Origin of the sequence: Bacteroides sp. 3_1_23, assembly GCF_000162555.1 — a bacterium.
Taxonomy (GTDB): Bacteria; Bacteroidota; Bacteroidia; order Bacteroidales; family Bacteroidaceae; genus Bacteroides; species Bacteroides ovatus.
On sequence record NZ_GG774949.1, the window covers coordinates 2,727,127 to 2,739,796 of the forward strand.

Genomic DNA, 12,670 nt, shown 5'->3' on the forward strand with positions numbered 1-12,670 from the left:
TAAGCATATTGGAATTTTATTGACAACTCACGATAGGATGAGAATAATAGAAAAGACAGAAAAAACTCATTTTAAACATGGTGACGGTATCCACTTATGATAGTGACGGTATATTCATGGGATAGGGTAACCATCCCGACCGGATAGTGACGCTATGTTTTTGCTTGGAAAAGAGCATAAAAAAAGGCTATCTATCCCAGACAGCCAATCTTTTGTTAACCTTAAATCTAATACTATGAAAAACACATTGCAAAGATACGGACTTTCTGCATATCTCCAAATTTTCAGGCTCAAGCAGCGTATCTTATAACATGGTTTAATAGAATCAATAGTTTCGTTAACATTTAACATAAATCCATCGGATATTAACGAATATCCGATGGAATAATTCAATGATGATCATATCGACATTTCACTGTAAAACAAACCTTTCACGGTCTTCGAGTGTTTATTATCATATAAACGAATTTTACACGATATGAGCACCAAAGAACAATACTGGAAATATTCCCTCATTGTCATCATCCTGTTTATGGGAGTCATCATCTTCCGCCAAATCACTCCTTTCCTGGGGGGATTGCTGGGAGCACTCACCATCTACATTCTTGTACGCGGACAGATGAATCATCTGGTAGAAAAACGAAAGCTGAAACGAAGCATCAGCGCACTGTTGATTACCGCAGAAACGATTTTCGTCTTTCTTATCCCTTTGGGATTGACTGTCTGGATGGTGGCAAACAAGTTACAGGATATCAATCTGGATCCACAGACCTATATTGCACCTATTCAACAGGTAGCAGAATTCATCAAAGAGAAAACAGGATACGATGTATTGGGAAAAGATACGCTGTCATTCATCATGTCCATACTTCCCCGTATCGGACAAATTATAATGGAAAGCATCAGCAGCCTTGCCATCAACCTGTTCGTCATGATCTTTGTGCTTTATTTCATGCTGATTGGAGGAAAAAAGATGGAAGCTTATGTCAATGACATTCTGCCATTTAATGAAACCAATACGCAGGAAGTCATTCACGAAATCAATATGATTGTCCGTTCCAATGCTATCGGTATTCCCTTACTGGCTATCATCCAGGGAGGCGTGGCTATGATAGGCTATCTGCTTTTCGGAGCACCGAACATACTGATGCTGGGATTCCTGACCTGCTTTGCAACCATCATTCCGATGGTAGGTACGGCATTGGTATGGTTTCCTGTAGCCACTTATCTTGCCATCAGCGGAGACTGGTTCAACGCCATCGGGCTTTTTGGCTATGGGGCTATCGTCGTATCGCAATCGGACAATCTCATCCGGTTCATCCTTCAAAAGAAGATGGCGGATACGCATCCGCTTATCACTATTTTTGGAGTAGTCATCGGTCTGCCGATATTCGGGTTTATGGGAGTCATCTTCGGTCCGTTGCTTCTTTCATTATTCTTTCTTTTTGTGGATATGTTCAAGAAAGAATATCTCGACTTGCGAAATAACCTCCCATCGAGATGACGGAACTACCGAAAAATTGTGTACTTTTGCGGCTGTAAAAACGACACTATAATTTGATGGAAACATTTACATTCAATACTGTCGAACTGATTCTTTTATCGGCGGCAGGTATTCTTTTTATCATTCAGCTCATTTATTATTTCGGCCTGTACAATCGAATACATGTCCACAATAAGGCTGTGGACAAAGAAGAGGCACATTTCACACGAGAACAGCCTCCACTTTCCGTGATTCTCTGCGCACGCAATGAGGCTGAAAATCTTCGTAAAATTCTACCTGCCATTCTGGAACAGGACTATCCACAATTTGAAGTGATTGTCATCAATGATGCTTCCACAGATGACACCGAGGATATACTGGGAGTGATGGAAGAAAAATATCCTCATCTTTACCATAGTTTTACGCCCGAAAGTGCACGCTATATCAGTCATAAGAAACTGGCTCTGACGTTAGGCATCAAAGCCAGCAAACATGACTGGCTGGTATTTACGGAAACAAACTGTATGCCCGCCAGCAACCAGTGGTTAAAACTGATGGCACGTAATTTCACTCCACAGACTCAAATTGTGTTAGGATATAGCGGATACGACCGCACAAAAGGATGGTTGCACAAACGTACTGCATTCGACGCTTTATTCCAGTCTTTGCGCTATCTGGGATTCGCGCTAGCCGGAAAACCTTATATCGGTATCGGACGCAACCTGGCTTACCGAAAAGAACTATTCTTTCAACAGAAAGGTTTCTCCAAATACCTGAATCTGCAACGTGGAGAAGATGATTTATTCATTAATGAACTAGCTACCTCCTCCAACACCCGTGTTGAAACAGACTTCAACGCTACCACACGGATACAGCCCGTATATCGCTACAAAGATTGGAAAGAAGAAAAGGTTAGTTATATGGCTACTGCCAGATTCTACCACGGAATACAGCGTTACCTCCTGGGATTTGAGACATTCTCCCGTTTGTTATTCTATATTGCCTGTATAGCAGGTATCGTATTCGGGATTCTTAATTTCCACTGGCTGGTGGCAGGCATCGCATTCCTGATCTGGCTATTGCGCTTTACAGTACAAGCTGTCATTATCAACCGCACGGCAAAAGAAATGGGTGGAGGACGAAAATACTATTTCTCGTTACCAGTTTTCGACCTTATCCAACCTATACAGTCATTGAAGTTCAAACTCTGTCGTTTCTTCCGGGGAAAAGGAGATTTCATGAGAAGATAAACCGGATTTCGTGAAAAGGCAGACTTATTGTTAAATCAATCGCTGCATATAAATAGCATCCGAACCATCGTGATAATAGCATGGCTTTATTCCAACAGGAATAAAGCCATTTTTCATATATAGCCCGATAGCGGAAGTATTGGTCACTTTCACTTCAAGCGTAATCTTTGCAGCCTTACATTCACCGGCCGTCTGAATCGTCTGGTCCATCAATACCTGCCCCAGTCCTCTTCCTCTATAATCCGGATGAACAGCTATCGAATAGATTCTTAAATAGCGAGTTCCCCCATGAAATAACAGGGAGACATAAGCGATCACCCTATCCGCCTCCATCATCACATAGAAAGTTCCTTTCGAACGGCTTATCAGATAGGCAAACTGCTCTTTTGAAAAACTGTCTTCCCGGAAACACTCCCACTCTATTTCCAAAATAGCGGGAATGTCTGCCTGCTGTGCTTTACGGACGATTATCGGCTCCATAATCAATAATGTTTTGTTTCTAGCACTTGTTCAAAGTGATTCAACAAACGGTAATACATTTCATCACCGATAATGGCATCTTCCAGTCCATGATCGATGCTCGGATTGTCATTGATTTCAATCACATAAGCCCTATCATCCACCATTTTCAGATCGACTCCGTATAACCCTTTTCCTATCAGATTGGCAGCCTTTACAGCTGTATCCAATACCACACGAGGCACCTGATAAATAGGAATCGTATCTACCAATCCACAACGGCTTCTGCCCGAATCATAGTGACAGTAAATTTGCCAGTGTCCTTTTGCCATATAATATTTGCAAGCATAGAGCGGTACACCGTTCAATAGACCGACACGCCAGTCAAATTCCGTTGGAGTAAATGCCTGTGCCAGCAAGATTGCCGATTTTTCAAACAGTATCTTCAGACTGGCTTGCAGTTCCTCTTCGTTCGACACTTTTTTCATACCAATGGAATAAGAGCCATCCGGTATTTTCAGGATAAAAGGAGCACCTACCAGTTCGCTTATCTGTTCAAACGAATGATGGTTGGATTGAAAAATCAATGTAGACTTAGGAGCAGATATCTTTTCCTTCTCAAAAAGTTCTTTCAGATACACTTTGTTCGTACACCGAATGATAGACAACGGATCGTCAATAACAGCCATTCCGTTTTGTGCAGCCAACTGTGACAAATGGAATGTATAATGATTGAGTGAAGTTGTAGTACGAATAAACAAGGCATCAAATTCGAGCAAACGGATAGCATCATCTTCGGTTATCATCTCCACATGGATGTTCATTTTCTTAGCTACCTCCGTCAATTTGTGCAGAGCACCTTTATTGCTGGGAGGAAATTTCTCCTGTGGATCGACCAATACAGCGAGACTGTAACGGGAAGCCTTTGCCGACTTCGGTGCACGCCATATTTTCTTGTTAAAGTTATCCAGCGTATTGGCAAAGAAATCCTGCTCTGCATCATTAAGCTGATTCAGGGGAAGAAAATGAATGCCCTCGATCTGATTTCTGGGATGAGTATTCAAAGCCACTCTTAACAATGGGCAAGGGTAATTCTCGAAAATAAAACGCGCAATCCGTTCCAGACCTTTTTCCCGGCATTTGCCAAAGTAAATATTCAGGTACCAGATATCATCCTTGATGTCATTCTTCTGTATCCATTGATAACAAAGGGCTTGCAGACTACGGTCCATCCGCACCCCCGTTCCAACCTCCATTTTGTTGATGATATCAACATCCGGAATGACTTTCTGTCCTCTCGTTTGGGCTAGCAGCGAACAGTAATACCCTTCAGAGTTATAGCTGTAATCATTGCTAAGATTAATAACTAACTTCCGGTCTTTCTCCACCGGCTTGTTTTTTAGATAGTCGGAAACAGTCAGGACACTACTTGTCTCATAATACGGTTTCCAGTCATCCAGATTATCCAACAGAATTAACACATTATTCATAATGGTTAAAAATTAAACCTACAAGAGGATATTAAGTAAATTGGGCGCAAATATAGACATATTATTCACTCCACATCACGCAATAGACCAAATTATTTTTGCAGTAAAAATCAGATAGGAAAAAAGAGGATTATTCGTATCTCATGGAGCTTGCCGGATTGATCTTAGTGATAAGAAATGAAGGACCAATCAACATCAATACAGATGCACACAAAGTGCCCAAATTAATCAAGATAAAAAGTAAAACATTAAAAGAAACTGGAACAGTATCTACATAATAAGTCGCCGGATCAAGTTTAAAGAATCCGAATTGAGACTGAAGGATACAGAATGCCAAGCCAATGGCATTGCCCCAAAACATTCCTTTGCCAATCAAAAAGACTGCAAACCAAAGAAAGGTTCTGCGAATCGTGAAATTATTGGCTCCCAATGCTTTTAAAATCCCAATCATATTGGTACGTTCGATGATAATAATCAATAAACCGGAAATCATGGTGAAGCCAGCAACTCCTATCATCAAAATCAGAATCACCCATACGTTCAAATCCAATAAATCAAGCCAAGCAAAGATTTGAGGATTCAGTTGTTCGATGTTACGCACATAATACACACCTCCCAACTCATCTTGCCTGTTGTCAATATCAGTTGCGATCTCATAGGTTATATCTTCCAGTCTATCATAATCTTTCACCTGTAATTCCACACCGGTCACCTGTTCCGGTTGCCAACCGTTCAAACGATTCACCAGATTAAGATCCGTCAGTAAAAAGAGGTTGTCGTATTCGGAGAAATTCGTCTGATAAATTCCGGCAATCGTCAGGCGACGAGCGCGAATATCATCCTGTATATAATAGGTATATATCTTATCTCCCAGTTTCAACTTCATTTTAGTTGCCAACGCTTTCGAGATAAGTACTTGATTGGTAGAAACTGAATCACTGAAAACAGGAATCTCCCCTTCTACCAAATACTCTTTTATAAAATGGGGGTCAAACTCCGGACCTACACCTTTCAACACCATTCCTTGAAAAGCGTCATCGGTCTTAATCATACCCGGTTTGGTAGAGAAACGCTGCACATGGCTTATCTCCGGATAATCAGCAAGAGCAGTCATCATACTGTCTCCTACCACAATGGGATGGGTTTCGTAAGAACTGACCGCATCCAAATTAGTTATCTGGATATGCGACCCGAATCCTATAACTTTATTTCTCACTTCACTTTTAAACCCGATGACTACCGCCACTGCAATAATCATTACGGCCAAACCAATAGCAATACCCGCCATGGCAATGAGGACCGCAGGACGTGACACCTGCTTTCCGCCATCGCTTTCACGATAGATACGCCGGGCTATGAAAAGTGATAAAGACATTTGTTTAAGTATTAGGTATTAAGTATTAAGTGTAGCAGCAACAAACACCCCAGAAACTACGGTTAATACTTAATACTAGAATTTATTCCGTTCTTCCCGGATACACTTCCAAAGCCTTCTGCAAGACAAAAAGTGCACGGGTTAAATCTTCTTTTTTCAATACGTAAGCAATACGAACCTCGTTGATTCCAGATCCCGGAGTGGTATAGAAACCGGAAGCCGGAGCCATGAATACAGTCTGACCTTCATACTCAAAATCAGAAAGACACCATGCGCAGAACTTATCGGAGTCATCTACCGGAAGTTTGGCCACTGTATAGAAAGCTCCCATCGGAATGGGCGAATAAACGCCGGGAATACGGTTCAAACCGTCAATCAAACATTTACGACGTTCTACATACTCATCATACGTTTCGCGTGAATATTCTTCCGGAGCATCCAAAGAAGCTTCTGCAGCAATCTGTCCAATCAACGGAGGACTCAAACGAGCCTGACAGAACTTCATAACAGCATCGCGTATCTCCTTGTTTTTGGTAATCAACGCACCAATGCGGATACCACATTCGGAATATCGTTTGGATACCGAATCAATCAGTACCACATTATTTTCAATACCTTCCAGATGGCAGGCAGAAATATAAGGAGAACCGGTATATATGAACTCACGATATACTTCATCAGAGAAAAGGAATAAATCGTACTTCTTTACCAAGTCACGAATCTGATTCATTTCACGACGTGTATACAAATAACCGGTAGGATTGTTTGGGTTACAAATAAGAATCGCTTTCGTACGTTCATTAATCAGTTCTTCAAACTTCTCTACTTTCGGAAGAGAAAAACCTTCTTCAATGGTCGTAGCAATAGTACGAATCTTAGCCCCGGCAGAGATTGCAAATGCCATATAGTTAGCGTATGCAGGTTCCGGAACGATAATTTCATCTCCCGGATTCAGGCAGGAAAGGAAGGAAAAAAGCACGGCTTCCGAACCTCCTGATGTAATGATTATATCGTCTGCTGTAAGGTTGATATTGAACTTTGCATAATATCCCACTAATTTTTCGCGATAGCTACGATAACCTGCACTGGGGCTATATTCCAGCACTTTACGATCAATATTGCGTATCGCGTCAATCGCGGCCTGAGGAGTGGGCAGATCAGGCTGTCCGATGTTCAGGTGAAACACATGGACTCCGCGTTGCTTGGCAGCGTCTGCCAAAGGAGCCAGTTTTCTGATAGGAGATGCAGGCATCTCGTTTCCGCGAATGGATATGGTTGGCATAATTTTAACTACAAATTACTAATTACTATTTACTTTTTCTACTTGGAGCTGCAAATGTACGCAATAATTTGAATACAGAGACATAAAAACTTTAAAAACCTTAGCAAGGTTAAAATCGTTATGGTAAATTGAAAAGAAAGCTATACATTTGTCATACGGAAAACTTAAAACAATATCATAATGACCATACACCTTATCTCATTCGCTTCAATACTTCACAAACAAGTCTCGCTACGTAGCTCGCACGAAGCTATTTTGAGCGAGATTGAAAAATATTATACTGTAAAGTTCGTCGACCATCAAGATATGGACAAACTTAGTAGTGACGATTTCAAAATCATTTTCGTCGCTACCGGTGGGGTGGAAAGACTGGTCATACAGCATTTCGAAAACCTCCCTCGCCCCGCCATTTTACTGGCAGACGGCATGCAGAATTCTCTTGCTGCCGCACTGGAAATTTCCACCTGGTTACGGGGACGCGGAATGAAAAGTGAAATTCTGCACGGTGAATTACCGGCTATCATCTTACGTATCCATACACTTTATAATAATTTCCAGGCACAACGTTCCTTGTTCGGCAAACGTATCGGAGTCATTGGAAGTCCTTCTTCCTGGTTAGTTGCCAGTAACGTAGACTACTTGTTGGCAAAACGTCGTTGGGGAATCGAATATGTAGATATTCCATTGGAACGGATTTATGAACAATTTAAACACATTACGGATGACCAAGTCGGAGCATCATGCGCAGCTGTAGCATCACAAGCTCTTGCCTGCCGCGAAGGAACTCCCGAAGATTTAATCAAAGCGATGCGATTATACCGGGCAATCAAAAAGGTCTGTCAGGAAGAAAATCTGGAAGCGCTGACATTAAGCTGCTTTAAACTGATTGAACAAATCGACACTACCGGATGCGTGGCATTATCTTTATTGAATGATGACGGGATAATAGCAGGTTGTGAAGGAGATCTTCAATCTGTATTTACGCTATTAGCAGTTAAAGCACTTACGGGTAAAGACGGATTTATGGCAAATCCTTCCATGATTAATTCCCGTACGAATGAACTGATATTGGCACATTGCACCGTAGGTCTCAAACAAACGGAGAGATATATTATCCGCAATCACTTTGAAACAGAAAAAGGAATTGCCATACAAGGGCTACTTCCGACGGGGGATGTAACGATCATAAAATGTGGCGGTGAATGTCTGGATGAATATTACTTGTCTACAGGAACATTGACTGAAAACACTAATTATATTAATATGTGCCGTACACAAGTGCGCATCCGCATGAATACTCCGGCCGAATACTTCTTAAAGAATCCACTGGGAAATCATCATATTATGCTTCATGGTAACTATGAAGATACGTTGAACGAGTTTTTCCAGGCAAATGCTTGCAAGAGGATGGAATAAAGGCATCTATAAAAAACGAAAGATTTATGATAGGAGAAATTACATGTGCTATAAATAGAGTTGAAGAGCAAATAGAGCAGCTCTTTGACGAAAAAGAGGAGTTTATCATGGCCTATGAAGATGCGCTACCTAGAACTATGTATCTGAAGAAGTTGACTGAAATTGATTCACGAATAGACGAGCTAAAGAAAACGTTGATTTCGTTGAATGAAGAGAAACAAGAGATCCTGGATATGGAATAACTTATCCTATGGGAATATCTTCCCATTTCCCCCCATGCCATTCTACCACCGAAGTAAAACCTGCTTTCTTCAAAGCGGCTAACCCTTCGAAGCGGGCATTGTTTATTCTTTCAGGGTAGTGCGCATCACTATTCACCTGTACCCGAATACCCAATTCTTTCAGGAAAGGGAAATAACGTTCATTCGGATAGAATGTACCCAGCTCATGATAAGACTTGGTATTGATTTCCACCATATAACCACGTGCGGCAATCACCGCGAAGTAATCGCGGACCAACGTGTCATACCATGCTTCATCAAGCAAACCCGGACGATAACAGGAAGCGTTATAATGCATCTTGTCAGCATGGCCGACAATATCAAATCCTCCCAGCTCTACCATACGGAGCAGGTTCTTATAATAAAGGTGGACAACAGAATCCAAGTCACCATCGAAGTGCCTGTCTACCAATTGACGGAAAAGATCTGCCGGGGTATCAATATCTACGATTTTCCCTTCTGGAGAATACAACATATGCACAGAACCTATCCGGTAGTCAAGTGGTAGTTTTTGAAAACAAGGCAAAGAGGGATTGTTTTCTTCATTCAGGTAGTCAATTTCGAGACCGATGGCAAGCTCTATCTTACCTGCATATTTCTTTTTCAGACGAGAGAATTCGGAAAGGTAATCTTCCATTCTATCCCACTCCATCGTCCATGCGGTAGAAAATGGTAGTGGAGCATGAGAAGAAATGCCATAAGAAGTAAACCCTTCGCTGATAGCAAAACGAATAAAATCGTCCATATTGGCTCGTCCGTCGCAATACAGGCAGTGGCTATGATAATTGGTTAGGTTTGTCATACTAGGTTATATTGTTTGGGGGTATATTATCATTATTTGGTTATCCGGGAATATAATAAACTATACTTGTGCCATCGAAGTGGCACAACTGTGCCAGCATGTTGGCACTGCTACGCCAAAGAGGTGGCACAAAGGTGCCAATATAGTGGCACGAATCAGCCTTCTATTTCGCTAAGTTCCAACCAACGCATTGTCTTTTCGTCAATCATATCATTGACTTCGGGCAAACGTTTTGACTTTTCAGTCAATTCGTCAACGGAAAGTGTGCCGCTACAAAGAAGTTCCTCAATTTGTGTTTTTTCAGCTTCCAGTTCGGCGATTTCTTTTTCCAGTTGCTCGAATTCACGCTTTTCCTTGAAGCTCATCTTACGTTTGTCGTTCAGGCGGACACGGGCGGTCTTTTCTTCCTGCGGCTTCTCCGCTTCTTTCTCTTTTTGTTCTTTCGCCTCTTTCCAGTCACGATAATCACTATAATTTCCGGGGAAGTCACGGATATCTCCCTGCCCGTTGAATACCATCAGGTGATCTACTACTTTATCCATAAAGTAACGGTCATGGGAAACGACAATCACACAGCCTTTGAAGTTTTGGAGATATTCTTCGAGCACATTCAGCGTGATAATATCGAGGTCATTGGTAGGCTCGTCCAATACTAGAAAGTTAGGATTACGCATCAGGATGGTACAAAGGTAAAGACGGCGACGCTCTCCCCCACTCAATTTATAGACATAGCTATGCTGGGTTTCAGGAGTAAACAGGAAATGCTGCAGAAATTGAGAAGCAGTCAGCTTCTTTCCATTGCCCAATTCGATGACTTCGGCAATATCCTGTATCACATCAATCACTTTCATCTGTTCGTCAAACTGAAGTCCGTCCTGCGAATAATAACCGAAACGAACTGTTTCGCCAATATCCACTGTTCCGCTATCAGGCTTGACTTGTCCCATCAATATCTTGATAAAAGTAGATTTTCCGGTTCCGTTATTTCCTACAATTCCCATCTTCTCATAACGAGAGAAGATATAAGAGAAATCATCCAGAATCTTCAGATCTCCGAAACTCTTGAAAAGATGGTCGGCTTCGAATATCTTGCTTCCGATATACGATGCTTTCACTTCCAGCTTTACATTATCAGTATTAAAACGCTGCTTCGCAACCTTTTCCAATTCGTAGAAAGCATCTTCCCGGTAACGAGCCTTATGTCCGCGTGCCTGCGGCATCCGGCGCATCCAGTCGAGTTCTGTACGATACAGATTATTGGCACGCTCTATTTCCACGCTCTTAGATTCAATACGTTCCTGACGCTTTTCGAGATAATAGCTGTAGTTACCTTTATATTGGTAGATTTGTTGATTGTCTATTTCGATAATCTCGGAGCAAACACGATCAAGGAAGTAACGGTCGTGAGTCACCATCAGCAGGCTAAGGTTGGTACGACGCAGGTAATCTTCCAACCATTCGGTCATATCCAAGTCCAGATGGTTGGTCGGCTCATCAAGGATTAACAGGTCCGGTTCGGTAATCAAAGCATTTGCCAAAGCAACACGCTTCAGCTGTCCGCCGGACAGTTGCTTCACTTTCTGATCGAAATTACGGATTTTAAGTTGTGAAAGGATTTGCTTGGCTTTCTGTTCATACTCCCAAGCTTTCTCCTGATCCATACGTGCCAAGAGGTTTTCCAATCCCGGATGACCTTCGGTTTCCATGCAGCGTTCGTACTCCTTTATCAATTCCACCGTGCTGTTACCATGATGGAAACAGGCTTCGAGCACTGTCAGTTCTTCGGGATATTGCGGATCCTGTTCCAGGTAATCCACCCGAAGATCACGACGAAAAACAATATTACCGCTATCATAACCTTCCTTTCCGGCAATGATATTCAGTAAAGTAGTCTTTCCACTACCGTTCTTTGCTATTAATCCTACCCGCTGACCTTCGGCAATGCCCAAAGATACATTTTCAAAAAGAACCAAGTCACCGAAAGACTTGGTCAGGTTATCTATCTGTAAATAAGGTACTGCCATTTTAATCCAAACACTTCTTATATTCTTCTATTACATTGCAAGGCTCTCCTGCCTTTACTTTACTCCAAACGAGCTTCATCGGATCGATGGTCCGATCTTTATATTGGAGAACAGGAGCTTCCCGGTTGCCGTCAATCAACGTTTTCCATTCCATGCCATCCACTTCATTTGCCAGAATTGCACAAACAGTGATACCAATAGCCAACCATTCCTCTTTCTTTTTCGAACCAATCTTACCGCTGTCAATCACTTGTTGAAGTTTCTCCAAGTCCTCTTCTATTCCTTGAAAATCCTTTTTCAGTTCCTGCTTCACAGTAGATACCACCCATTCATATCCCTCATTAATCAAATAAATTTCAGAAAGACGTACAGGAATCAATTCAGCAGGATACTTCTGCCCTTCTTTACGTACCTCCAAAGTAGCGATTACATCTTCCGCCTCCTTCACAACTCCACCTTTAGGCACGGTGAAAGAACATTCAAAAGCAATATCGTCAACGCCTGTAATCCACAAATGGGAAGTATAATAAGTTCCCTCCTCCTGAAACATTTCTTTACTATACGCACATTCCCACGTTCCGACTTTCACCAATGAAGCCGAATCGTTCTCTTTCAGTTCCTGCCGGATGGCATCTTTGCCATAACCGGCTTTTCCTTTAAATGCGGATATACGAAAATTCCCCGTCCATACATCGGGATTATAGAAAAGAAAAGAGCCTTCGCCATCTTCAAACTCATTCCAGTCTGATGGATAGTTCATAGAAAACCATGCTCCGGGAGAGATAAATTTCTTGCCTTGCATCCTTTT

11 protein-coding genes are annotated in these 12,670 nt (G+C 41.9%); 4 read left to right on the forward strand and 7 right to left on the reverse strand.

Translation table 11 applies throughout. The annotated features are described in order from the left end of the window. Positions 1–478 precede the first annotated feature (478 nt). The gene (locus tag HMPREF9010_RS13535; RefSeq protein WP_008648712.1) at positions 479–1,504 is read left to right on the forward strand and encodes an AI-2E family transporter; all 1,026 of its coding nucleotides are present in this window, start codon (positions 479–481) and stop codon (positions 1,502–1,504) included. Positions 1,505–1,560: 56 nt separating this feature from the next. Then, positions 1,561–2,733, forward strand: coding sequence for a glycosyltransferase (locus HMPREF9010_RS13530; protein WP_008648713.1), 1,173 nt, complete (start codon positions 1,561–1,563; stop codon positions 2,731–2,733). 30 nt (positions 2,734–2,763) lie between these two features. On the opposite strand, the gene rimI is transcribed toward HMPREF9010_RS13530, so the two are convergent. From rimI to HMPREF9010_RS13510, 4 genes are all read right to left on the reverse strand, one after another. Then, positions 2,764–3,213, reverse strand: a complete 450-nt coding sequence (gene rimI / locus HMPREF9010_RS13525; RefSeq protein ID WP_008648714.1) for a ribosomal protein S18-alanine N-acetyltransferase — start codon at positions 3,211–3,213, stop codon at positions 2,764–2,766. Between the two features lie 2 nt (positions 3,214–3,215). Next, a complete protein-coding gene (locus HMPREF9010_RS13520; protein WP_008648715.1) occupies positions 3,216–4,682 on the reverse strand; it encodes a RimK family protein in 1,467 nt (488 codons plus the stop codon). 130 nt (positions 4,683–4,812) lie between these two features. Beyond that, entirely contained in the window at positions 4,813–6,057 is a 1,245-nt protein-coding gene (locus HMPREF9010_RS13515) for an ABC transporter permease (protein ID WP_004300622.1), read from the reverse strand. Between the two features lie 82 nt (positions 6,058–6,139). Beyond that, positions 6,140–7,339, reverse strand: a complete 1,200-nt coding sequence (locus tag HMPREF9010_RS13510) for a pyridoxal phosphate-dependent aminotransferase (RefSeq protein WP_004300623.1) — start codon at positions 7,337–7,339, stop codon at positions 6,140–6,142. A 180-nt stretch (positions 7,340–7,519) separates the two neighbouring features. On the opposite strand from HMPREF9010_RS13510, the gene HMPREF9010_RS13505 reads away from it, so the two are divergent. Beyond that, positions 7,520–8,755 (forward strand): hypothetical protein, encoded by a 1,236-nt coding sequence (locus tag HMPREF9010_RS13505; RefSeq protein WP_004311242.1) that lies wholly within the window; start codon positions 7,520–7,522, stop codon positions 8,753–8,755. Positions 8,756–8,781: 26 nt separating this feature from the next. Further along, the gene (locus HMPREF9010_RS13500) at positions 8,782–8,997 is read left to right on the forward strand and encodes a hypothetical protein (protein ID WP_004304182.1); all 216 of its coding nucleotides are present in this window, start codon (positions 8,782–8,784) and stop codon (positions 8,995–8,997) included. Position 8,998: 1 nt separating this feature from the next. Here HMPREF9010_RS13500 and HMPREF9010_RS13495 read toward each other — a convergent pair whose 3' ends face one another. The 3 genes from HMPREF9010_RS13495 to HMPREF9010_RS13485 form a co-directional block, all read right to left on the reverse strand. Further along, complete coding sequence (locus HMPREF9010_RS13495) at positions 8,999–9,838, reverse strand: histidinol-phosphatase (RefSeq protein WP_004304183.1); 840 nt, start codon at positions 9,836–9,838, stop codon at positions 8,999–9,001. Positions 9,839–9,993: 155 nt separating this feature from the next. After that, complete coding sequence (locus HMPREF9010_RS13490) at positions 9,994–11,862, reverse strand: ABC-F family ATP-binding cassette domain-containing protein (protein ID WP_004311243.1); 1,869 nt, start codon at positions 11,860–11,862, stop codon at positions 9,994–9,996. A gap of 1 nt (position 11,863) precedes the next feature. Next, positions 11,864–12,664, reverse strand: a complete 801-nt coding sequence (locus HMPREF9010_RS13485) for a DUF3805 domain-containing protein (protein WP_004300628.1) — start codon at positions 12,662–12,664, stop codon at positions 11,864–11,866. Positions 12,665–12,670 lie beyond the last annotated feature (6 nt).